The organism is Epibacterium sp. Ofav1-8 (assembly GCF_022348185.1).
Taxonomy (GTDB): Bacteria; Pseudomonadota; Alphaproteobacteria; order Rhodobacterales; family Rhodobacteraceae; genus Epibacterium.
This window is the reverse complement of sequence record NZ_JAKRFD010000004.1, coordinates 239,159-259,937: the sequence shown is the minus strand read 5'-3', so window position 1 is coordinate 259,937 and position 20,779 is coordinate 239,159. Positions and strand designations below refer to the sequence as shown.

Annotated in this window: 22 protein-coding genes and 1 tRNA gene; 10 read left to right on the top strand and 13 right to left on the bottom strand. The window is 63.9% G+C overall.

What is annotated here, in order from left to right:
• Position 1 precedes the first annotated feature (1 nt).
• From MHM97_RS08665 to MHM97_RS08650, 4 genes are all read left to right on the top strand, one after another.
• Positions 2–1,111 (top strand): glycoside hydrolase family 3 N-terminal domain-containing protein, encoded by a 1,110-nt coding sequence (locus tag MHM97_RS08665; protein WP_239321858.1) that lies wholly within the window; start codon positions 2–4, stop codon positions 1,109–1,111.
• The gene (locus tag MHM97_RS08660; protein WP_239321856.1) at positions 1,104–1,901 is read left to right on the top strand and encodes a segregation and condensation protein A; all 798 of its coding nucleotides are present in this window, start codon (positions 1,104–1,106) and stop codon (positions 1,899–1,901) included. The genes MHM97_RS08665 and MHM97_RS08660 overlap by 8 nt, the downstream gene beginning before the upstream one ends.
• A complete protein-coding gene (gene scpB / locus MHM97_RS08655) occupies positions 1,901–2,584 on the top strand; it encodes an SMC-Scp complex subunit ScpB (RefSeq protein WP_239321854.1) in 684 nt (227 codons plus the stop codon). Before MHM97_RS08660 ends, scpB begins: the two co-directional genes overlap by 1 nt.
• 88 nt (positions 2,585–2,672) lie before the next feature.
• Positions 2,673–2,912 (top strand): hypothetical protein, encoded by a 240-nt coding sequence (locus tag MHM97_RS08650; protein WP_114962678.1) that lies wholly within the window; start codon positions 2,673–2,675, stop codon positions 2,910–2,912.
• Here MHM97_RS08650 and MHM97_RS08645 read toward each other — a convergent pair.
• Positions 2,866–4,062: an MFS transporter gene (locus MHM97_RS08645; protein ID WP_239321852.1), complete on the bottom strand. Its 1,197-nt coding sequence runs from the start codon at positions 4,060–4,062 to the stop codon at positions 2,866–2,868. The two genes, MHM97_RS08650 and MHM97_RS08645, sit on opposite strands and share 47 nt — an antisense overlap.
• A gap of 86 nt (positions 4,063–4,148) precedes the next feature.
• Here MHM97_RS08645 and MHM97_RS08640 point away from each other — a divergent pair, with 86 nt between their 5' ends.
• Positions 4,149–4,673, top strand: coding sequence for an Lrp/AsnC family transcriptional regulator (locus MHM97_RS08640; RefSeq protein WP_239321850.1), 525 nt, complete (start codon positions 4,149–4,151; stop codon positions 4,671–4,673).
• A gap of 8 nt (positions 4,674–4,681) precedes the next feature.
• Here MHM97_RS08640 and MHM97_RS08635 read toward each other — a convergent pair whose 3' ends face one another.
• From MHM97_RS08635 to MHM97_RS08600, 8 genes are all read right to left on the bottom strand, one after another.
• Positions 4,682–5,761 carry a 2'-deoxycytidine 5'-triphosphate deaminase gene (locus tag MHM97_RS08635; protein WP_239321848.1) on the bottom strand — a complete coding sequence of 360 codons (1,080 nt, stop codon included), beginning with the start codon at positions 5,759–5,761 and terminating at the stop codon, positions 4,682–4,684.
• 163 nt (positions 5,762–5,924) lie between these two features.
• A tRNA-Pro gene (locus MHM97_RS08630) sits at positions 5,925–6,001 on the bottom strand.
• A 103-nt stretch (positions 6,002–6,104) separates the two neighbouring features.
• Complete coding sequence (locus MHM97_RS08625) at positions 6,105–8,414, bottom strand: MerR family transcriptional regulator (protein ID WP_239321846.1); 2,310 nt, start codon at positions 8,412–8,414, stop codon at positions 6,105–6,107.
• A gap of 97 nt (positions 8,415–8,511) precedes the next feature.
• Positions 8,512–8,814 carry an integration host factor subunit alpha gene (gene ihfA / locus MHM97_RS08620; RefSeq protein ID WP_106164605.1) on the bottom strand — a complete coding sequence of 101 codons (303 nt, stop codon included), beginning with the start codon at positions 8,812–8,814 and terminating at the stop codon, positions 8,512–8,514.
• 87 nt (positions 8,815–8,901) lie between these two features.
• Positions 8,902–9,873, bottom strand: a complete 972-nt coding sequence (locus MHM97_RS08615) for a beta-ketoacyl-ACP synthase III (RefSeq protein ID WP_239321844.1) — start codon at positions 9,871–9,873, stop codon at positions 8,902–8,904.
• Positions 9,874–9,888: 15 nt separating this feature from the next.
• Positions 9,889–11,016, bottom strand: coding sequence for a phosphate acyltransferase PlsX (gene plsX / locus MHM97_RS08610; RefSeq protein WP_239321842.1), 1,128 nt, complete (start codon positions 11,014–11,016; stop codon positions 9,889–9,891).
• A 41-nt stretch (positions 11,017–11,057) separates the two neighbouring features.
• Complete coding sequence (gene rpmF / locus MHM97_RS08605) at positions 11,058–11,264, bottom strand: 50S ribosomal protein L32 (protein WP_005623419.1); 207 nt, start codon at positions 11,262–11,264, stop codon at positions 11,058–11,060.
• A 223-nt stretch (positions 11,265–11,487) separates the two neighbouring features.
• On the bottom strand, positions 11,488–12,036 hold the full coding sequence (locus tag MHM97_RS08600; RefSeq protein ID WP_239321840.1) for a YceD family protein: 549 nt from the start codon (positions 12,034–12,036) through the stop codon (positions 11,488–11,490).
• A gap of 86 nt (positions 12,037–12,122) precedes the next feature.
• On the opposite strand from MHM97_RS08600, the gene MHM97_RS08595 reads away from it, so the two are divergent.
• The 3 genes from MHM97_RS08595 (at position 12,123) to MHM97_RS08585 (ending at position 15,386) form a co-directional block, all read left to right on the top strand.
• Positions 12,123–12,593: an outer membrane protein assembly factor BamE gene (locus MHM97_RS08595; protein ID WP_239321838.1), complete on the top strand. Its 471-nt coding sequence runs from the start codon at positions 12,123–12,125 to the stop codon at positions 12,591–12,593.
• Between the two features lie 148 nt (positions 12,594–12,741).
• Positions 12,742–13,518 carry a GNAT family N-acetyltransferase gene (locus MHM97_RS08590; protein WP_239321836.1) on the top strand — a complete coding sequence of 259 codons (777 nt, stop codon included), beginning with the start codon at positions 12,742–12,744 and terminating at the stop codon, positions 13,516–13,518.
• A gap of 62 nt (positions 13,519–13,580) precedes the next feature.
• The gene (locus tag MHM97_RS08585; protein WP_239321834.1) at positions 13,581–15,386 is read left to right on the top strand and encodes an ABC-F family ATP-binding cassette domain-containing protein; all 1,806 of its coding nucleotides are present in this window, start codon (positions 13,581–13,583) and stop codon (positions 15,384–15,386) included.
• 146 nt (positions 15,387–15,532) lie between these two features.
• On the opposite strand, the gene MHM97_RS08580 is transcribed toward MHM97_RS08585, so the two are convergent.
• Positions 15,533–16,288, bottom strand: coding sequence for an SDR family NAD(P)-dependent oxidoreductase (locus tag MHM97_RS08580; protein WP_239321832.1), 756 nt, complete (start codon positions 16,286–16,288; stop codon positions 15,533–15,535).
• A 92-nt stretch (positions 16,289–16,380) separates the two neighbouring features.
• Positions 16,381–17,304: a GNAT family N-acetyltransferase gene (locus MHM97_RS08575; protein ID WP_239321831.1), complete on the bottom strand. Its 924-nt coding sequence runs from the start codon at positions 17,302–17,304 to the stop codon at positions 16,381–16,383.
• Positions 17,305–17,334: 30 nt separating this feature from the next.
• Here MHM97_RS08575 and MHM97_RS08570 point away from each other — a divergent pair, with 30 nt between their 5' ends.
• Positions 17,335–17,487, top strand: coding sequence for a hypothetical protein (locus tag MHM97_RS08570; RefSeq protein WP_239321829.1), 153 nt, complete (start codon positions 17,335–17,337; stop codon positions 17,485–17,487).
• 125 nt (positions 17,488–17,612) lie between these two features.
• Here the strand turns inward: MHM97_RS08570 and tyrS are convergent, their stop codons facing one another.
• The gene (gene tyrS, locus MHM97_RS08565) at positions 17,613–18,860 is read right to left on the bottom strand and encodes a tyrosine--tRNA ligase (RefSeq protein WP_239321827.1); all 1,248 of its coding nucleotides are present in this window, start codon (positions 18,858–18,860) and stop codon (positions 17,613–17,615) included.
• Between the two features lie 142 nt (positions 18,861–19,002).
• Here tyrS and MHM97_RS08560 point away from each other — a divergent pair, with 142 nt between their 5' ends.
• On the top strand, positions 19,003–20,130 hold the full coding sequence (locus MHM97_RS08560) for an anhydro-N-acetylmuramic acid kinase (protein ID WP_239321825.1): 1,128 nt from the start codon (positions 19,003–19,005) through the stop codon (positions 20,128–20,130).
• Positions 20,131–20,280: 150 nt separating this feature from the next.
• Here the strand turns inward: MHM97_RS08560 and MHM97_RS08555 are convergent, their stop codons facing one another.
• The gene (locus tag MHM97_RS08555; protein ID WP_239321823.1) at positions 20,281–20,721 is read right to left on the bottom strand and encodes a cupin domain-containing protein; all 441 of its coding nucleotides are present in this window, start codon (positions 20,719–20,721) and stop codon (positions 20,281–20,283) included.
• Between the last annotated feature and the right edge of the window lie 58 nt (positions 20,722–20,779).

Genomic DNA, 20,779 nt, shown 5'->3' with positions numbered 1-20,779 from the left:
GATGCGGTTTGGCGCGACGATCCTCGACGCAGAAGGTCTGCGTCTGACGGCTGATGAAAAGGCGCTGTTCCGCGAGGCAGCGCCTTTTGGCTTTATCCTCTTTGCCCGCAATATCGACAGCGCCGATCAGCTGCGCGCGCTGTGTGATGATTTTCGCGCGGCGGCGGGGCATGACTGTCTGATCACCATTGATCAGGAAGGAGGCCGGGTGCAGCGGCTGCGCGCGCCGCTTGCGCGCGAGTGGCGTCCGGCGCTGGATCATGTGGAGGCAGCCTCTGACCCGATGCGGGCGATGTATCTGCGGGCCCGGCTGATTGCGGCGGAACTGCACGACCTTGGCATCGACAGCAATTGTGCGCCGCTGGCGGATGTCGCGGGTGCGGGGACGCATCTCTTCTTGCGCAATCGGTGCTACGGGACCGATGCCGCCGATGTGGCCGCCATTGCCCGCGCCTGTGCCGAGGGGCATCTGGACGGGGGCGTGGTGCCGGTGATGAAACATATCCCCGGACATGGGCGCTCCACCATGGACAGCCACCATGATCTGCCACATGTGACAGCCTCAGCTGAGGTGCTGCGGGCCGAGGATTTTGCTGCCTTCACGCCGCTCAACGACCTGCCGATGGCGATGACGGCGCATCTGGTTTACGACGCGTTTGATCCGCGCCCGGCGACGCTCTCGCCTGTGATGATGCAGGTGATCCGGCAGGAACTGGGCTATGATGGTCTGGTGATGACGGATGACATCTCGATGAAGGCCTTGTGGGCACCTGAGCTTCAGCAACCAGAACAACGCCCGAGCCTGGGTGGGGACGAAGCGCCCTCCCAGGGGGAGGGTCGGGCGCTGTCCGGCCTGCGGCCAGACGATCCAGATATGGCGGCCGGGGTAATTGCGAGGGCATCCCTCGATGCAGGCTGTGATGTTGCGCTGTTCTGCAACTCCTCGCTGGCGGCGCGTGCTGCCGTTGTGGAGGCTGCCGGCCTGATGACTGACGCCGCACAACGGCGCGCCGAGGCGGCTCTTGCCTGCCGCCAAACCCCTGCTGCGCTTGACACCGAGGCGGTGGAAGCGGAACTATCTGCCCTCATGGGCGGACAGGTATATGGCTGACGAAGACTCGCTATTTCCAGAGGACACACTGACGGTCGAGGAGCGGCTCGAAGCCGAGGCGCTGATCGTGGATGTGCAGGGCTTTGAAGGGCCGCTTGATCTGCTGCTGACGCTGTCGCGCACGCAGAAGGTGGATCTGCGCCAGATCTCGGTTTATGAGCTGGCGCGCCAGTACCTGACGTTTGTGGAAAAGGCCAAGGAGCTGCGCATCGAGCTGGCGGCCGACTATCTGGTGATGGCGGCCTGGCTGGCGTTCCTGAAATCCCGCCTGCTGCTGCCCCCGGACCCCGAAGAGGAAGGCCCCTCAGGTGAGGAACTGGCCGCACATCTGGCGTTTCAGCTGGAGCGTTTGCAGGCCATGCGCGATGCGGCGGCCCGGCTGATGGCGCGGGACCGGCTGGGGCGCGATTTCTTTGCGCGGGGACAGGCCGAGGATGTGCAGCGCATCAAGACCGTGACCTATACGGCGAACCTCCTCGACCTGATGCAGGGCTATGCCCGCATCCGCACCAAGGATGAATTCCGCCCCTTTGTGATGGACCGCGACAGCGTGTTCACCATGGAAGAAGCCCTGGAACGCATGCGCGGTCTGCTTGGCTTTACCGGCAGTTGGACCGATATGCTGAGCTACCTGCCGGATGGCTGGCACAGTGATCCGGTCAAGCGCCGCTCGGCGACCGCCGCCACATTCGCCGCCTCGCTGCAACTGGTAAAGGAGGGCAAGATGGAAATCCGCCAGAGCGAAACATTTGCCCCGATCCAGCTGCGCAACCGGCCAGAGGAGAATTGATGGACGACCAGACCCAGAGTGACGCGCAGCAGTCGCCGCGCCGTGACAGCGACAGCCTGTTTGACGCTCCCCCCATGGCGGAACAGGAACGCATGGTGGAGGCGGTGCTCTTTGCCAGTGCGGAGCCTGTGACCGTGCGCGATCTGATGTCGCGTATGCCGCATGGTTGCAACCCCGGCGAGGCGTTGGAGCATCTGCGCAAGCGTTACGAGGGGCGCGGCGTGCGGGTGGTGCAAGTGGGCGAGGCCTGGGCGATGCGCACGGCCCCGGACCTTGGCTATCTGATGCAGAAGGAAACGGTGGAAAGCCGCAAGCTGTCGCGCGCCGCCATCGAGACCCTGGCGATCATTGCCTATCACCAGCCGGTGACCCGGGCCGAGATCGAAGAGATCCGCGGCGTATCGGTGTCGCGCGGCACCATCGACCAGCTTCTGGAGATGGAGTGGATCCGGCTCGGGCGGCGCAAGATGACACCGGGGCGGCCGGTGACCTTTGTGGTGACGCCGGTCTTTCTGGATCACTTTGGTCTGGAGAGCGCGCGTGATCTGCCGGGGCTTAAGGAACTGCGCGCCGCCGGGCTCTTGGAGAACCGCCCACCACCGGGCGCTTTCCCCATCGGTCAGGGCGACAGCGAGGACGAACGCCGCGACGAGGAACAACCAGAGCTGTTCGACGAGGACTGACGCATGTGCGCGATGCCAAGAAATCGCCGCACTCCGCCCCTATATGGAAGAGTGCAGTTGATATCACAGCAACCCCAGCGAGGTTTTTATGGGATTTGACCGGATCGCCAATATGGTCCTGCGCCGCCTGATCGGGCGGGCGGTGAACGCGGGCGTAAACGCCGGGATCAACGCTGTCGCCAAACGCGGCGGCGGCAAGAAATCAAGCCGTGGCGATCACCCGCCGCAGCGCGCCGAACGCACCCCGGAGGAACAGGCCGAGCGTGAGCGCATCCGGGCCGTCAGGCAGGCGCGTCGGGCACGTCGGGCGCAGCGGGATCAGTCCTGAAGGGGAGTGTGCGGCGCAGGCTGAGCGCCTCGATCGCGGCAATGGTGGTCAGCGCGGCTGAAATCAGCACACAGCCAAGGATGCCGAGGGCCTGAAATCCAATCCCGCCGACAAACGGGGCTGCAAAGACGCTGAGATATGTGGTGGTGGAGTAAAGCCCCATGATGGCGCCGCGCTGGCGCACATCCAGCACCGTCAGACGCGCCACCAGCAGGTTCAGCCCAAAGTGCTGGAAAATCCCCCACAGAACCGCCAGTGCAAGAAACAGCGGATAGCTGGCACCAAAGACGCCCATCGCCACGTAAACAAGGCTGAGCGCGAGGAAAACCGGCGTTGTGGCCCGCGCTATCCCGACCCGGTCCAGAAGCGGGTCAAGAAGCACCGCGCCGCCAAAGCCAAGCCCATAGATCAGCGGCAACAGCCCCGCCTGACCGGTGCTGAGACCAAGGGTGACCGTGGCATGGGCGCCGGTGTAGGAATAGGTCACATAGAAGCTGAGCATCAGCCCGACAGAGGCCAGAATGCCCCGTCCCATCCCCGGAACCCTGAGCGCGCTCAGAGGTGAGCTTGCCGATCCTCCCGGCTCGTCCAGACGTGCCAGCGGGGCACTGAGCCCCCAGACCAGCGCACAGAGCGCGGCGAGCGCGCCGTAGACCATGCGCCAGCCCACCAGTTCCGCGCTCCACGCGGCAAGGCTGACGCCCAGCACCAGCGACAGTGTCCAGCCGGTGAGAACCGCGCCCACCACACGGGCCTCGCGGCCCTTTGGCGCGATCACGGCGGCCATGGTGTAGATCGATGGCAGTGCGGCCCCCCCGGCAATCCCACAGAGCACCTGTGCTGCGATCAGGGCGACCAGCGTGGGGGCCAGTGCGCTCGCGACAAAGCCAAGTGTCAGCGCGGCGAGGGCCATCCGCAACAGCCTGCCTGCACCGATGCGGTCGCCTATGGGCGCAAGCATCAGCGCCGCCGCCGCCACCCCAAGCCCATAGCCGCTGGAGGCCCAGAGCACCTGCGCCGGGCTGGCCGCAAGATCCGTCCCCACCGTCTGCACCAGCGGCGACAGCAGCAGCGCATTGGTGCCCACGATGGCAATGGCACACATCAATGTGGCGATAGAGATCCAGAGCGGCGGGGCAGAAGGTGACATGAGAGGTCTCGATTGATGTTGAATTTCATTCGGCAGTTTGGCCTAATCGGTGAAACTCATTCTGTGAAGATGTTAAAGGCCGAGAGATGGAAAAAACAGAGACCATTCGGAGCAGCTCCCGTTCCAGCCGGGGTATTGATGCCCTGGACCGAAAAATATTAGGCGCGTTGAGCCGCGACGCGACCCAATCCTATGCCGCCATCAGCGAGCAGGTCGGCCTCTCGGCCCCGGCGGTGCATGAGCGGGTGAAACGGTTGCGGGCGTCGGGCGCGATCAAGGCTACCGTAGCACAGATCGACGGCGCGCAGGTGGGCAAACCCATTCTCGCCTTTGTTCATGTCGATACCATCGGCTGGGGCAAGACCCGCGAGATTATCGCGCTGGAGCAATTTCCCGAAGTGGAGGAGATCCACTCCACCACCGGGGATACCTGCCTGATCATGAAGGTCCGTGTCGCAAGCCCGCATGCGCTGGAGGGGCTGTTGTCCAGGATCTACGACATTGAAGGCGTGCGCGGCACCAGCACCTATCTGACACTGTCGACGGTGCTGGAACGCGCGGCGCAGGCCGATGTCACGGTAGATCTTGAAAGCACCAGCTACCCGCGTTGATCTGGCGGTTACTCCGGCGCGCGGAAATGTTTCGACAGTTTCAGCCCCTGGCCCTGGTAGTTGGAGGCAATGCCCGCGCCATAGAGCTGTTGCGGCAGCTCGGCCATGCGCTCATAGACCAGACGGCCCACCACTTGCCCGTGTTCGAGCACAAAAGGCGCCTCGTGGCAGCGCACTTCTAGCACCCCGCGAGAGCCGGCACCGCCCGCTTCGGCATGACCAAAGCCGGGATCGAAAAAGCCCGCGTAATGCACTCGGAACTCGCCCACCATCGCAAGATAAGGCGCCATCTCAGCGGCGTATTCGGGCGGGATATGCACCGCCTCGCGGCTGACGAGGATATAAAACGCGCCCGGATCAAGGATGATCCGGCCCTTGTCGCTGCGCACTTCCTCCCAATAGTCGCGGGGGTCATAGGCGGCGATCCGGTCGAGGTCGATCACGCCGGTGTGCGGTTTGGCGCGGTAGCCCACCAGATCGGTGCCGGGCAGGCGCAGATCGACGGAAAAGCCCAGCCCATCCTCGATCACAGCCTCGCCATCCACCAGCGGGGTGTCGGCGTGCAGCTTGGCCAGAGCGGCGTCGTCCAGCACCGCCTGACCGTTGCGAAAGCGGATCTGATTGAGGCGCATGCCGGGACGCGCCAGAACGGAAAACGACCGCGGGCAGATCTCGGCATAGAGCGGGCCGGAATAGCCTGCGCGGATGCGGTCGAATTCTTCGCCGCCATCGGTGATGGTGCGGGTGAGTAGGTCGAGCCGCCCGGTGGAGCTTTTGGCATTGGCCACGGCGGTGACGTCTGAGGGCAGGTCCAGCGATTCCATCAAAGGCACCACATAGACGCAGCCCTTTTCCAGCACCGCGCCATCGCTGAGGTCGATGCGGTGCATTTCAAACTCTTCGAGGCGCTCGGCGACGCTGCGGCCCTGACCGGCGAGGAACGATGCGCGCACCCGGTAGGCAACGGTGCCCAAACGCAGATCGAGGCTGGCGGGCTGGATCTGGCCCTCAATCAAGGGGGCGGCGAGTTTGACCTCGTCGCGCGCGAGCATGGTTTCGATCGTCTGGCTGGGCAAAACACCGGTCATATGCCGTTCCCCTGATGGCGTCCCTGTCCCGAGGGATGCTGACGCATATTCTGTCGTGCCACAACATATGCGATGCACGCCGCGAAATCTTTTGGAAAACCAACGGCAAAGCAGGTGGCGGATACACAAACGCCCGAGCGATGACCGCTCGGGCGTTTTGTTATGGTCGGGCTAGCAGGACTCGAACCTGCGACCTTCCGTCCCCCAGACGGACGCGCTACCAGGCTGCGCCATAGCCCGTTGTTGGAGCTTTCTACTGCTTTTTGCGGCAGGGGCAAGAGGCGAATTTGATTTTTTCACGCTTTTTCAAGGCACCTCTGCACCGCCTGTCCGTGCTGTGGGATCAGCGCGGGGGCAGGCAGGCGCGCAGGTCTTCAACGATTGCAGCAAGTTCGGCACGGGCGGCAGGGGGCAGGCCGGACAGCGCCGACAGACGCGCCAGGGGACCCTGCGCGGCACCGGCGCCGGAGAGGCCAGGGAGCGGCGGATCGGGCGCGTCCACAACGCGGGCCCTTAGGGGGGCGTCTACCTGATCGTGCAGGCTCTCGGCGCCGGCGTCCTCTGTGGCGTCCTCGGTGGGGTCCTGATCGGGCGCGCCGTCCGGGAGGGCCTCTAGGGCATCGGTGTCGGAGCTGGCGTCAGGATCGGGCACTGTGGTCTCAGTGTCCGGCACGTCCTCGGCAGGCGTCTCTGCGGCCAAGTCCTGATCGCGCGGTTCTGCGCTTGTGTCCGCAGGGGCGGCAGCGGCAGGCACGCTCTGCTCCGGTGTGTCGTCGGTGTCGATATCGGTGCCGGCGGATATGTCCTCGGTCGGAGCGCTGTCGCCGGGCTGCACCTCCGCTGCATCCAGGGGGGCTGCTTCCACAGCAGTATCGTCCGCAGCGGCATCCGGCACCGGACCGCTGTCTGCGCCCAGATCGACCTCGGACTGAGGCTCCGGGGGCACCCCGGCAGATACGGCCGCCATGGCCTCGGCAATCTCCGAAACCGTGCGGGTGTCGGCATTTTCGCCCTCGTCAGGGGCATCCGGCTCCGGCGTCTGGCTGGGCGCGGAGGCAACAGGGGCCAGTCTGGCGGAGGCCAGAGTGTCAGAGGTTAGCGCGTCGGAGGTCTCGGTCGCGGGTGCGGATGGCTCTTCAGCCTGTGGCATGTCCGGCGCGTCGGTCTCGGCGGCGGCATCAGATGCCTCTATCCCGGCGCTGTCTGGCGCCGAGGGGGCGGAAGAGGGGGCCGGTGTCGCCATCGACGGTACGGGCGGTGCCCCGGCCTCAGTGGCCACGGAAGGCGCGGCGTCGTCGGGTGCAGCGCTCTCTTCGATCCCGGCGGTGGGGTCGATCCCGGCGGTGGGGTCGATCCCGGCCGTGGCGCCTGGCGTTGCGGCGCTGTTATCGGCTTGGGGCAATGAGGGGTGCGGCGGCGTCTCGTGCGGCGCGTCCGTGGCCATCGGCGCGCTGTCCGGCGCGGAAGGAGCCCCTCCGTCATCGTCGGATGGGTCTGTCTCAGCGGATGCAGCAGGCGCTGCGGGGGCGGAGAAGAAATCAGGCTGGCCATCCGCCGCCTGCGCCGGGGCGGATGCCGCCGGAGGTTTGGGCACAAGGCGCGCGGTCTCTGCGGCCTGTGTTGCCATGTCGCGGGACGGCGGCGGCGTGTCAGGCAGATCAAACGGCATGGCGATCTGCCCGCCGCGTGAGGGCGCGGGCGCGGCTGGCGGCGGTGTGCCCGTGTCAGCCTCGTTGTTCGCGTCGGTTGCGCCAGCGACGTCAGGGGCTGCGGGAGTGGATGCGGACTCAATCTCGGCGGTCTGCGGCGGTGTCGGCGCTGTGTCCGGGGCAGGCGATGGCGTGACCTCAGGCTCCGCCGGGGCGGTCGGATGCGCGCTGGTCTCGGTGGGCTCCGCAGCCTGCGTTGTCCTTGCGCTGACCTCGGGAGAGGCCGCGGGGGCGGCGGGATCCGCGGCGATGGGCTGGTCCGGTTCTGCTGATGGCCCCTGGGGGCCCGGGGGGACGGGGGCCACGGCGGCATCGGGCGCCTGCGGCTGCTCTGCGCTGGTGGCGGCGGGCGGCGCCTGCGCGACGTCAGCCTCGGTCCCATCCGGCGCGGGGCTGCTGGGGGCCGCATCAGGACGCACGGTGGCGGGCGCGGGGGCCGCCGGTCCGGCATCGGACGGGGGGGCGGCTGGTGGCGTGGACGGCGCTGCCGACGGTGGCTCAAAGGGGGGCGGCGTGGGCGGAGCGGCCTTGCGCGGCGGCGGTTCCGTACCTTCCGGCGGATCGCGATCCAGGGCGCTTCGACGCGGGGCTTTCTCTGCGGGATCAGAGGCTTGATCCTCGTCCGCCCATTTGCTGACCGGTTTGGCCTCGACCGGCTCCTCTTCGGGATCGAGCGATTTGGAGAGCGCCTGAACATGCTGCACGCCCTTTTCGCGGATCAGTGCCTGCGTGTCCTTGATCGACAGCCCTTCCTCGTGCAGCAGGTGCTGGATGCCGCCCAACAGCAGCATGTCGGAGGGACGATAATAGCGCCGCCCGCCGGCGCGCTTCACCGGTTTGACCTGGTTGAACTTGCTTTCCCAGAACCGCAGCACATGGGCCTGGATATCCAGCCATTCCGCGACTTCGCTGATGGTGCGAAAGGCGTCAGGGGACTTGGACATTGGGGCGACCTTCTACTGTTCTGGGTGCGAAAGCTCCGCACGGGTTGCGGCCCCAAAGGGGGCCGGTTCTGATTGGCGCTCGCTATCAGATCTCGGTTTATTTGCGGTTACCGTCGGCGACCCGGTCCTTCATCAGATGCGAGGGCCGGAAGGTCAGCACCCGACGCGGCTGGATCGGGACCTCTTCACCGGTCTTGGGGTTGCGCCCCACGCGGGCGGATTTATCCCGCACGCTGAAGGTGCCGAAAGAGGAGATCTTCACCTGCTCGCCCCGCACCAGCGCGTCGGACATGTGTTGCAACATGCTCTCGACAAGCTGAGCGCTTTCGTTGCGCGACAGGCCAACTTCGCGAAACACGGCTTCGCTCAAATCCATTCTCGTAATCGTCTTTTCAGTCATTGCCATCCCCGTTGTTTTCAAAAACAATAGGGCGAGGGGAATTTCCCTGTCAATATCAATGAATTGGAAGGCGCGGTTTCGGCCGTATTACCAACGCAAAACCACGGCACCCCACGCCAGACCGCCGCCGATGGCTTCGGTCACGATGAGGTTGCCCGGTTTGATCTGGCCACGTTCGACCCCGACCGAGAGCGCCAGAGGAATCGAGGCAGCAGAGGTGTTCCCGTGATCCTGAACCGTCACGACCACCTTGTCCATCGACAAGCCCATCTTCTTGGCGGTGCCCTGGATGATGCGGATATTGGCCTGATGCGGCACGATCCAGTCCACATCCTCGGCGCTGGCCCCGGCGCGCGCCAGCGCGGTATGGGCGGTGGCGGCGAGTTTTTCCACCGCGTGGCGGAACACCTGGTTGCCCTGCATGCGCAGATGGCCGGTGGACTGGGTCGACACGCCCCCGTCCACGTAAAGAAGGTCCTTGTAGCGCCCGTCGGAGTTCAGGTCGGTGGCCAAGATGCCACGGTCGTCCGCGGTGCCAGCGCCGTCCTGCGCCTCCAGAAGCAGCGCCCCCGCGCCATCGCCGAACAGCACGCAGGTGGAGCGGTCGGTCCAGTCCATGATGCGCGAGAAGGTCTCCGCCCCGATCACCAGCACCCGGTCGGCCTGACCTGATGCAATCAGCGCGTTGGCATTGGACAGCGCATAGACAAAACCGGCGCAGACCGCCTGTACGTCGAAGGCAAAGCCGTTGGTCATGCCCAGCTGCGACTGCACCATGGTGGCGGCAGAGGGAAAGGTCAGATCGGCGGTGGAGGTTGCCAGGATGATGGCATCCACCTCCGATGCACTGCGCCCGGCGGATTTCAGTGCCGCTTCGGCCGCGCGGGTGGCCATCTGCGAAGTGGTCTCATCCTCCGCGGCAAAGTGACGGCGCTCGATGCCGGAACGGGAGCGAATCCATTCGTCGGACGTATCCAGCGTGGCTTCGAATTCCGCGTTTTCTACAATGCGTTCTGGGAGGTAGTGCCCTGCGCCAATCACAACTGCGCGTCGCGTCATTCGTTTCCCTGCCTTTTACTTCGTGTGCCCGGCCTCAGAATCGCCGGGCTCGTCTGCGTCGGTGGACGCTGCGTCATCTTGGGCAAGCTCTACGGCGGATGCAACCCGGGCCGCGAGCTTTTCCGCAAAGCCCTGTTCAGCAAGAAGAAACGCGAGTTTGACCGCGGCCGACACGCCGGTCGCATCAGCGCCGCCATGGGATTTGACGACGGTGCCGTTCAGCCCGAGAAAAATCCCGCCATTGACCCGTCGCGGGTCGATGCGCTTGGACAGGCGCGACAGCGAGGTATAGGCCAGAAGCGCCGCCAGACGCGACAGGACGGAATATTCGAACGCCTCGCGCATCGCCGAGCGCAACAGGCTGGCGGTGCCTTCGCCGGTCTTGATCGCCACATTGCCGGTAAAGCCGTCGGTAACGATCACATCGGCGATGTCGCCGGGAATATCGCTGCCCTCGACAAAGCCGACAAATTCGAAGTTCGCCTTTTCCGCGTTCTGGGCGATGAGGCTATAGGCCTCTTTCAGCTCGGCGCGGCCCTTGTGCTCTTCGGTGCCGACATTCAGCAGCCCGACGCGCGGGCAGGGGATGTCCATCGAATTGCGGGTATAGGAGGTGCCCATCAGGGCGTATTGCAGCAGATCCTCTGCATCGGCGCGCACATCGGCGCCGACGTCGAGCATGACGTTGAACCCCTGCGGATTGCGCGAGGGCCAGAGAATCGCGATCGCCGGTCGATTGACGCCAGGCAGCTTGCGCAGGCGCAGCATCGACAGCGCCATCAGCGCGCCGGTATTGCCGCAGGAGACGACGCCAGCGGCCTCGCCATTGCGCACCGCTTCGAGGGCCGACCACATAGAGGTGCCCTTGCCGTTGCGCATGACCTGGCTTGGCTTGTCTTCCATCGTGACGACGTCGCGCGCGTCACGGAGTTCCACGCGGCCCTTCAGGTGCTTCCTGCGGGCCACGAGTGGTTCCAGCTGTTCGATGGGGCCATGCAGAAGAAACCGGATGTCCGGATTCTTGCGGGCGGATTTGGAGATGCCAGAGACCACAACTGCGGGTCCGGCATCACCACCCATGGCGTCCACCGAAATCACGGTGCGGCGGGCATCTGCCTGCGATGGAGCGGTGTTACCCGTCATACGACTGCGTGCCTGCCTGGCATTCGTGATCCCGTTTTGGCTCAGGCTGCGTCTTCGTCCAGGTCGATCTCGTCGGCCTGTGCAACGATTTCCTTGTCGTCGTAGTGACCGCAGGAGGGGCACACGTGGTGGGGACGACGCAGTTCACCGCAGTTCGAGCATTCGTTCGGGTTTGCAGCAACCAGGGCATCGTGCGCGCGGCGGTTGTTGCGGCGCGATTTGGATACTTTGTTCTGTTGGACAGCCATGTCTCAACCTTTGTCTAACTGGGGCCGTCAGGCAGCAGGAGCCGTCGGGCGCGTTTCATGTTTCCGTGTCAATCGGTCTGACGGGCGGTGTGACGTGCGTGTAGGCCGCAGCCGTCCCGATGTCCAACCAAAAATTCCGATGAGCGCGCGAAAATACTGCGAATCTGCTTTTGCGCAAGCGGTTTTTTGGCTGAGTGCGGTGTCGCAGGCGCGGCGGGCGCGTTCAGTTGTCCTTGTCGCCCGGTTTCAGCAGATCTGCAAGCCCGGCGAAGGGGCGGGTGTCCTCATCGGTCATCGGGGTGGTGCCGGGTTCGGCATGCAGATGCTGGCCGAGTTCGGCATCCGCCTTGCGCGGGTACTGTGGCAGGTTCAGGGCGACACTTTCGACCATGACCTCAAAGGGGTCGATGACATCGCCGAGCTGTTCGATACTGTCATCTTCGCCCATTTCGACCTCGCTGGCCTCCGGCACCGGCAGATCGGCCAGGAACAGCCGTTCGACCGTCGTGTCGATGCGGGTGGTCACCGGCTCCAGCGTCACCACGCAGGGCTGCACCACGGTAAAGCCAAGCTTGCCGGAGAGCGTCCAGTCGCGTTTGCCGCGGGCCTTGATCTCGCCTTCAAAGCGCAGCTTGCGCAGGGTCTCGACGTCCAGTTCGCGTGCCAGCTCTGCCAGGACGCCGGCCTCGGGTGCCAATGTGAAGGGCACCGGGCGGTTCTGGGGCAGGTCGGCCACCCGCTTGGCGGTCGGGGATGTCGGGTCTGAACTCACGTGCGTACTTTCATTTCTTGAACCACAGGCCCGGTTTAGGTAATCGGGACTTCAGTCTTAATCAAGCCGATGGGCAGGGGATGCGCATGTTTGCAACACCGAAGACCGTTAAATCCGTGCTGCGGACCGCGTTACTGGTCGGCTCCGTTGTCGTCGTGACGGCCTGTACGGCGCAATATCGCAAACATGGCTGGGTGCCCGGTCCCGAATTGCTGAACGAGGTGGTGGTCGGCGTCGACACCCGCGACTCGGTGGCGGAAACCGTCGGGGAGCCCACCATCGACTCTCTGGTGGATGACAGCGGCTATTATTATGTGACCTCGCGGATGAAATTCTATGGTGCCAAGGCGCCGCAGGTGGTCTCGCGCGATCTGGTGGCGATCACCTTTGACGGGCGCGGCGTGGTGGACAGCGTGCAGCGCTACACGCTGGAGGACGGCCGCGCGATCCCGCTGGAGCGCCGGGTCACCGATTCGAGCTTGCAGGACAAGACCTTCCTGCGTCAGCTGATCGGCAACCTGGGCAACTTCAACCCGGGCAGCTTCCTGCAACAGTAACGCGGTTCACGCCGCCCCTCAGGCGTGAAATCCGGCAGCAGGGGGTGAATTCGTCACTCGAGCTTCACATGTGTCATGATAGCAAAGCGCAACATCTCGTCCCGGACGGGATGGTTGCGACGGAAACATGAGCAGACGCGAGCACATAATGGCGATTCCCTCCCGCTCTTCCCGCCCCACCGACAGTGATGATGACGGCCTGTTGCTGAGCAAGGGGCGATACCGTGCCCGGCTTGCAACGCGCGCTGCGGATGTTGCCGCTGTTCAGGCGCTGCGGACGCTGTGTTTTCGCACCGCGCAAATCGACCGCGACGAGTTTGACGACACCTGCGCTCATGTTTTGGTCGAAGACATACGCAACGGGGCATTGGTGTGCTGTTTCCGCATGCTGGTTCTGGAGGGCGGTGCTGAGGTCGCGCGCACCTATTCGGCGCAGTATTACGATCTCTCGGGGCTGCAGGATTTTGAGGGGCGCATGGTGGAAATGGGCCGGTTCTGCATCCATCAGGGCTGGAACGACCCGGACATTCTGCGCGTCGCATGGGGGGCGATGACCACCTTTGTGGATCGCGAAGACATCCAGATGCTGTTTGGCTGTTCGTCGTTTGCCGGGACCGAGACCGAAGACTATCTGGATGCCTTTGCGATGCTGAAACATCGCCATCTGGCCCCCAAACGCTGGCTGCCCCGAGTAAAGGCACCCGATGTGTTCCGCTTTGCCGCACGGCTGCGCCGCAAACCTGACGCCAAGAAAGCGATGCTCCGGATGCCGCCCTTGCTGCGCACCTATCTGATGATGGGCGGCTGGGTCAGCGATCACGCGGTGGTCGACCGGCATATGAACACGCTGCATGTGTTCACCGGCCTTGAAATCGGTGCCATCCCGCCCGCCCGCAAGCGCCTGCTGCGTGCTGTTGCGGGCTAGGCGCACCTTGTGCATCTCATGATACGTTGACGAAGGCAGCGGCGCGGTTTAGCTCCGCTCCTATGGCACGTATTCCTCTTTTGCAGATGTCCGGGATTTCGCTGACCTTTGGTGGCGATCCGGTGTTTTCCGACCTCGACCTCGTGGTGCAGCCCGGTGACCGGGTGGCGCTTGTGGGGCGCAACGGGTCGGGTAAATCGACCTTGATGAAAGTCATGGCCGGTCTTGTGGAGGCGGATGCCGGCTCCATCGTGATCCCGCCCGGCAATTCCGTGGGCTATATGGAGCAGGACCCCAAGATGGAGGGCTTTGCCACGCTGGGGGATTTTGCCGCCTCTGAGCTGGAGCCCGGCGAGCTTTATAAGGTGGAGCGCGCGGGCGAAGGGCTGAAGTTCGACCCCGCCCGCCCGGTGGAGACCGCTTCGGGTGGGGAACGTCGTCGCGCGGCGCTGGCGAAACTCATGGCCGAGGCGCCCGAGCTGATGCTCTTGGACGAGCCGACCAACCACCTTGATATTGAAGCGATTTCCTGGCTGGAGAGCGAGCTCGCCGCGACGCGCGCCGCCTTTGTGCTGATCTCGCACGACCGGGCGTTCCTGCGCGCACTCACCCGCGCCACGCTCTGGGTGGACCGCGGTCAAGTACGCCGTCAAGACAAGGGGTTTGAGCATTTCGAGGCGTGGCGCGACAAGGTCTGGGAAGACGAGGATATGCAGCGCCACAAGCTCAACCGGCTGATCAAATCCGAGAGCCGCTGGGCGGTTGAGGGGATCTCGGCCCGGCGCAAACGCAACATGGGCCGGGTGCGCGCCTTGCAGGATCTGAAATCCGAACGCGCCAGCCAGATCAAGCGGCAGGGCGCGGCGGCGATGGAGCTGGAGGCGGGGCCAAAATCCGGCCGTAAGGTGATCGAGGCCGAGGGCATCGCCAAGAGCTTTGGCGACAAGCAGATCCTCAACCACTTCTCCCTCACAGTGCAGCGCGGCGAGCGCGTGGCCTTTGTCGGCCCCAACGGGGTGGGCAAGACGACGCTGTTGAAGATGCTGTTGGGGCAGGAAACCCCGGATGAGGGCACGGTCAAACTGGGCACCAATCTGGAAATCGCCGTGTTCGATCAGACCCGTGATCAGCTCGATGGTGATTCGAGCCTGTGGGAGAACCTCACCGCCGATCCGTTGATGGGGGTCTCCGGCAAGGCGGATCAGGTGATGGTGCGCGGACAGCCCAAACATGTGGTGGGCTATCTGAAGGAATTCCTTTTTGATGAGCGCCAAGCCCGCGCGCCGGTGCGTTCGCTTTCGGGCGGTGAAAAGGCCCGGCTGCTGTTGGCCAAACTGATGGCGCGCTCGTCGAATATGCTGGTGCTGGACGAGCCGACCAACGATCTCGACGTGGAGACGCTGGACCTGCTGCAGGAGCTTCTGGACGCCTATGACGGCACCGTGCTGCTCGTGAGCCACGATCGCGATTTTCTGGATCGTGTGGCGACCACGACGGTGGCGATGGAAGGGCAGGGGCAGGCCACGGCCTATGCGGGCGGATGGAGCGACTACCTCGCACAGCGCGCGCCGGTTGAGGGACCCGAAAAGGTCGAAAAAACAAAAGCCTCTAAGCCGAAGCCAAAGGTCGAAACGCCCAAAGAGGCGCTCAGCTTCAAGGAAAAGCACCGGCTTGAGGCGCTGCCCGACGAGATTGACCGGCTGGAAAAGGAGATCGCCAAGCTCGAAGAGCTGATGGCAGATCCGGAGCTGTTCACACGCGAACCGGTGAAGTTCAAGAAAGCCACTGAGGCGCTTGTGGAGCGTCAGGAAAAACTGGCCGCATCCGAAGAGGAATGGCTGCTCTTGGAAGAAAAAGCGGCCGGATGAGGTGTTTCGCTTCGGGCTTTGCCCGAAGCGACCAGCGCCGCGCGCGCCCCTGCGGGGCGCGCGCGGCGCTCGGCCCAACGGGATCGATCCGTCCCTTTGGGGCGGTGAGGACGGGCGGGAGGGTTCCCGCCGTTGACAGCTGGGCGTCAACGCATCCGCAATGCACCGTCGAGGCGGATCACCTCGCCATTCAGATAGCCCATTTCGACGATAAACCCGGCCAGATGCGCGTATTCCTCCGGCTGCCCCAGTCGAGCGGGGTTTGGCACATCGGCGGCAAGCTGGGCTTGTGCCTCTTCGGGCAGGCCCGCCAGCATCGGCGTCATGAAAATCCCCGGCGCAATCGCCATCACCCGAATCCCCGAAGAGGCCAGATCTCGTGCCATGGGCAGGGTCATGCCCACGATACCACCCTTTGAGGCCGCATAGGCAGCTTGGCCTTTCTGACCGTCAAAAGCGGCGATCGAAGCGGTGTTGATGATGACGCCTCGCGCGCCATCTGCTTCGGGGCTGTTTTTTGCAATCTCTGCCGCCGCCAGACGCGAAACGTTGAAGCTTCCGACCAGATTGATATCGACGGTTTTCTGAAACGCGCCAAGGGGATGCGGGCCATCGCGGCCAACTGTCTTGATCGCGTGGGCGATGCCGGCGCAGTTCACAGCCGCGCTCAAGCCGCCCATTTTCTCCACCGCCAGCGCGATTGCAGCCCCAACACTGTCCTCGCTGGTCACATCGGTTTCAGCAAAATGCGCACCGATGCTTTCGGCGATTTTGGTGCCGCGATCAACATCACGGTCCAAAATGGTCACCTCAGCGCCCGCACTGCGGAAATGACGGGCGGTGGCCTCGCCCAGACCGGATGCGCCGCCAGTGACCACGGCGCGTGTGGTTGCGAGTTTCATCTGTCCCGCTCCTCCCATGAAATGAACATGCGTTCAAATAACCACGGCAAGAGGAGACTGTCCAGTGCTGTCCCGGGCTCCTGGCCCTTGGATCAGGTGCCCATCAGGTTCAGGTCGATCGAGGCCAGAGGCGCAAGTCGCCGCCCCAGCGGCGGCCAATAGACCCACGTCCCACCGAGCCGTTCGAGACGGGCGCCGGTCCCCAGTTTGAACCGTGCGAGCCCGCTGGCATCCTCGGTGTTGATCACCCCAAGATCGAGCTGGCGAATGCCCTTGCTGGCGAGCCAGTCCATTGCACTCCACATCAACAGGTTATGCGCCGACAAAACCCGCCCGCGGTCCGTGCTGTGGGCAATGTGATAGGTGGCGCCATCGCCATGGGTGAGCACCAGAATGCCCGCCACCGTCTCGCGCCCCTCATGCGCCTCAAACAGCTTGGCCGCGCCGCGATTGGCCTCGCCGTAGGCCAGGGTCAGCGCGGTGGGCCAGCTGCGATAGCGGCGTTTCTGCTGTTGGGCGGCATCCGCGCGCAGGAGCCAGTGATCGGGGGCCATCGGCATATTCTGCCGGATGATCCGCAGCGGTTGCGTTTCGGCATGAGACAGGCGGTTGCGCCATTTCTGCTCAAGCCCGCGGCGTCGCAGCGTACGATCCGGATGGATATCCAGAACCCCGACACTGGCCGGAGTCATCAGGGGCAATGCCCCGAGGCGCGCAAGCTCGGGCACCGGGCGCTCCGGCGACAGGATCACCGGGGTGCGCCGCAGCCCTTCTTCCTGCAGAATTTCCAGCAGGCGCGCGGGTTTGTGAAACTCCGCCCGGTTGATCATCGCAACCGGCAGGCCCCAGATCTTCCGCCGCAGCACGAGCATATCCTGCATGCGGTCCAGATGCATTGGGGGCTGCCCGAGCATCTGCAGAGCGCGCGAAAACTCGGTCGATTGCGGGAGCGCGCGGATGGTTTCTGTACGCTTCAGGGTGCGGGGCATGACAGCTGCGGAGCCAAGATCAAACATGACGCCATTAACAGGATGGAAACCTAATTCATGGTTAATGAGAGCATGAAAAAGGCCGTTAAAATCTACGGAAAAACCGCCCCCGGCGCGCGCATGACAAAATGCGCGGCGCTGCTGATCGCCACGGTTCTGTCAATCCCAACCTTTGTCATCCTGACGTTGATCGATTTCGCCTTCCTCTAACGCGGAAGCCGAAAGGTGCGAAATCACAGAGCACATTCTGCTAACCCCAAATATCCTGGGGTGAATGGGCCGTAGGCCAAGAGGGGCATCGCCCCTCCTGACAGGTATTGATCTGTGATGAAGGCTCAGCCGTCGAGCTGCACCAGCGCGTGGCGTTTTTTGCCCGCAGAGAGCTTGATCGGCGACGCAAGCGCTGCCGCGTCGATCATCAACCCCGCATCCGTAAGCGGCGCATCATCGAGCTTTGCGCCATTCTCAGAGATCAGCCGCTTGGCTTCCTTGCCGGATTTGGCCAGACCTGATTTTACAATGATCTGCACGATCGACATACCGTCGCCCAGCTCTGCAGCCGAGAGCGACAGGGTCGGAAGGTCATCGCCAACGCCGCCTTTCTCGAACACTTCGCGCGCGGTGGCCTCTGCGGCTTTGGCGGCTTCGGCCCCGTGCAGGAGCGTCGTGACCTCATTGGCGAGGATGATCTTGCCCTCGTTGATCTCGGACCCTTGCAGCGCGCCCAGACGGTCGCATTCCGCAACCGGCAGCTCGGTATAGAGCTTCAAGAACCGCCCCACATCGGCGTCCGTGGTGTTGCGCCAGAACTGCCAGAATTCATAGGCGCTCAGCATCTCGTCATTGAGCCAGATCGCGCCACCTTGAGATTTGCCCATCTTGCGCCCGTCCGAGGTGGTCAAGAGCGGCGACGTCAGGCCAAAGATCTCGTGATCCAGCACCCGGCGTGTCAGGTCGATGCCGTTGACGATATTGCCCCATTGATCCGAGCCGCCCATCTGCAGAACGCAGCCATAGCGGCGGTTCAGCTCGAGGAAGTCATAAGCCTGCAGGATCATGTAGTTGAATTCGAGGAAGGACAGCGACTGCTCGCGATCCAGGCGCGATTTCACGCTTTCAAACGACAGCATCCGGTTCACCGAGAAATGCCGCCCGATGTCGCGCAGGAACTCAAGGTAATTGAGATCGTCCAGCCACTCGGCGTTGTTGAGCATCATCGCGCCGGTCTCGCCGTAGTCGAGGTATTTGGCAAATACCTTCTGCATGCCGGCGATATTGGCGTCGATCTGCTCGGGCCCCAACAGAGGGCGTTCGTCCGAGCGGAAGGAGGGATCGCCGACCTTGGTGGTGCCGCCACCCATCAGGGTGATCGGACGGTGGCCGGTCTTTTGCAGCCAGCGCAGCATCATGATGTTCAGAAGGTGACCCACATGCAGCGACTGCGCCGTGGCGTCATAGCCGATATATGCCGTCTGCGTACCGCTCACCAGCGCCTCATCGAGACCCTGATAATCGGTGCAATCCGCCAGGAACCCGCGTTCCATCATGATCGCGATGAAGTCCGATTTCGGATGGTAGGTCATAGCATGCCTCGGCTTTTGAATATGCAAGCGGCTGTATAAATCGCATCGCGAAGGGTTGGAACCTGTTTTCGGGACAAAATGCGCGGTGTAATATGTCTGCCAACGGGCGGGACGGCCCGGTTTTGCAAGGAAGAGTGCAGAGATGGGCAGAGCCATATCCAAGTCAGGCCCGGTGCGGGCGTTGGGGGCGATGAGCGGGACATCGCTCGACGGGGTGGATGTTGCGGTCCTGGAGACCGACGGACAGGCGATTTTCGGCTTTGGCGAGACGGGCTATCGCGCCTATTCAAGCGCGGAACGTGAGGTGTTGCGGGCGGCCCTCGGCCAATGGAGTGGCGATGCGGTGACGGCTGCGGCACGGGTGGTTGAAGCCGCGCATATCGAGGTGATGAAGGATCATCTGGATGTGGATCTGATCGGATTTCACGGCCAGACGGTGGCCCATGCGCCGCGCTTGCAGGGCACGCTTCAGGTGGGCGACGGTGGCTCCCTGGCGGAGGCACTGGGGCGACCGGTGGTTTGGGACTTCCGCACTGATGATGTCAGTATGGGCGGCGAGGGCGCGCCGCTGGCGCCGTTCTTTCACCACGCTTGCGCGCGCTACATTGGTGCAACGGAGCCGTTGTGTTTTCTGAACCTCGGCGGGGTCGGCAATCTCACCTATGTCGATCCGCGGGTGGAGTGTCCCGAGGATGCAGGCGCCTTGCTGGCGTTTGACACAGGGCCTGCCAATGCGCCGATCAATGATTTCCTGCAGGCGCGTCTTGGCCTGCAGATGGATGAGGGCGGCAAGGTGGCCAGTGAAGGTGTGGTCGAGAATGGCGCGCTGGAGCTGTTTCTGGCAGAGCCCTATTTCTCAAGGATGCCGCCGAAGTCTCTGGACCGAAATGATTTTCCGGAAATGATTGGCCTTGTGACCGAGTTGAGCGATGCGGATGCCACCGCCACGCTTACAGCCATGTGCGCCGCTGCGGTGGCGCAGGGGATGGACCATTGCCCGGAGGCCCCTGCAAAGGTGCTGGTCACCGGTGGGGGGCGGCACAATCCGGTGTTGATGGAAATGCTCAGCGTGTCGCTGGATTGCCCGGTGGAGCCAGTGGAGGCGGTTGGGTTGGATGGCGATATGCTGGAGGCACAGGCCTTTGCCTATCTGGCGGTGCGGGTGGCGCGGGGCATGGCGACCTCCGCACCCCGCACAACCGGCGTGCGCGCCTGCGTCGGCGGCGGCATTGTGACGGTGCCAGAGGGTTGGGCTTCGCGCGCCAGTTAATATGTTTCTTAGATGCGGGGAGGCTCCCGCCCGTCGCGGGCAGCATATGAAATGCACCCGCTCCCGTTGGGCCGAGCGCCGCGCAGCCGGAACGGCTGCGCGGCGCGGGTCGCTTCGGGCTTTGCCCGAAGCGAAATACCTCAGGCGTGGTTAGTTGCGTGGAATGTCAAAGCCTTCGGGCGCGAGGGTGAAGCCGGAAAACTCAAACCCCGGCGACACCGTGCAGCTGACCAATGTCCACGCGCCAGTGCTGCGTGCGGCTTGCCAGTGATCTTTGGGAACAATCACCTGCGGGCGGCCCTCCCGCAGGTTTGGGGTCAGGAGGTGATCTCTGGCGGGGCCTTGGTCGGTTTCTGAAAGGGAGAGGATGAGCGGCGCGCCTGCGTGATAGAGCCAGATTTCCGTGGCATCGACCCGGTGCCAGTGGCTGCGCTCGCCTGCGCCAAGCAGGAAGTAGATGCAGGTGCCACAGGGCCGAGACGAGGAACGATGGGTGTCTTCGCCGACGTCCTCAACCCAGGTCTGGCGGTACCAGCCGCCCTCGGGGTGACGTTCCAGTCCAAGGATCTGGATAATCTTATCTGCGCTCATGTCCTGCGTCATGCACTTCGGCTCCGGAGTTGGTGTGATTGCGGGTGGTAATTCGGGT

Bases quoted from the DNA above. Each gene is read 5' to 3' on its own strand.
- MHM97_RS08665 (WP_239321858.1), top strand. From the start codon at position 2: ATGCGGTTTGGCGCGACGATCCTCGACGCAGAAGGTCTGCGTCTGACG.
- MHM97_RS08660 (WP_239321856.1), top strand. From the start codon at position 1,104: ATGGCTGACGAAGACTCGCTATTTCCAGAGGACACACTGACGGTCGAG.
- scpB (WP_239321854.1), top strand. From the start codon at position 1,901: ATGGACGACCAGACCCAGAGTGACGCGCAGCAGTCGCCGCGCCGTGAC.
- MHM97_RS08650 (WP_114962678.1), top strand. From the start codon at position 2,673: ATGGGATTTGACCGGATCGCCAATATGGTCCTGCGCCGCCTGATCGGG.
- MHM97_RS08645 (WP_239321852.1), bottom strand. From the start codon at position 4,062: ATGTCACCTTCTGCCCCGCCGCTCTGGATCTCTATCGCCACATTGATG.
- MHM97_RS08640 (WP_239321850.1), top strand. From the start codon at position 4,149: ATGGAAAAAACAGAGACCATTCGGAGCAGCTCCCGTTCCAGCCGGGGT.
- MHM97_RS08635 (WP_239321848.1), bottom strand. From the start codon at position 5,761: ATGACCGGTGTTTTGCCCAGCCAGACGATCGAAACCATGCTCGCGCGC.
- MHM97_RS08625 (WP_239321846.1), bottom strand. From the start codon at position 8,414: ATGTCCAAGTCCCCTGACGCCTTTCGCACCATCAGCGAAGTCGCGGAA.
- ihfA (WP_106164605.1), bottom strand. From the start codon at position 8,814: ATGACTGAAAAGACGATTACGAGAATGGATTTGAGCGAAGCCGTGTTT.
- MHM97_RS08615 (WP_239321844.1), bottom strand. From the start codon at position 9,873: ATGACGCGACGCGCAGTTGTGATTGGCGCAGGGCACTACCTCCCAGAA.
- plsX (WP_239321842.1), bottom strand. From the start codon at position 11,016: ATGACGGGTAACACCGCTCCATCGCAGGCAGATGCCCGCCGCACCGTG.
- rpmF (WP_005623419.1), bottom strand. From the start codon at position 11,264: ATGGCTGTCCAACAGAACAAAGTATCCAAATCGCGCCGCAACAACCGC.
- MHM97_RS08595 (WP_239321838.1), top strand. From the start codon at position 12,123: ATGTTTGCAACACCGAAGACCGTTAAATCCGTGCTGCGGACCGCGTTA.
- MHM97_RS08590 (WP_239321836.1), top strand. From the start codon at position 12,742: ATGGCGATTCCCTCCCGCTCTTCCCGCCCCACCGACAGTGATGATGAC.
- MHM97_RS08585 (WP_239321834.1), top strand. From the start codon at position 13,581: ATGGCACGTATTCCTCTTTTGCAGATGTCCGGGATTTCGCTGACCTTT.
- MHM97_RS08580 (WP_239321832.1), bottom strand. From the start codon at position 16,288: ATGAAACTCGCAACCACACGCGCCGTGGTCACTGGCGGCGCATCCGGT.
- MHM97_RS08575 (WP_239321831.1), bottom strand. From the start codon at position 17,304: ATGTTTGATCTTGGCTCCGCAGCTGTCATGCCCCGCACCCTGAAGCGT.
- MHM97_RS08570 (WP_239321829.1), top strand. From the start codon at position 17,335: ATGGTTAATGAGAGCATGAAAAAGGCCGTTAAAATCTACGGAAAAACC.
- tyrS (WP_239321827.1), bottom strand. From the start codon at position 18,860: ATGACCTACCATCCGAAATCGGACTTCATCGCGATCATGATGGAACGC.
- MHM97_RS08560 (WP_239321825.1), top strand. From the start codon at position 19,003: ATGGGCAGAGCCATATCCAAGTCAGGCCCGGTGCGGGCGTTGGGGGCG.
- MHM97_RS08555 (WP_239321823.1), bottom strand. From the start codon at position 20,721: ATGAGCGCAGATAAGATTATCCAGATCCTTGGACTGGAACGTCACCCC.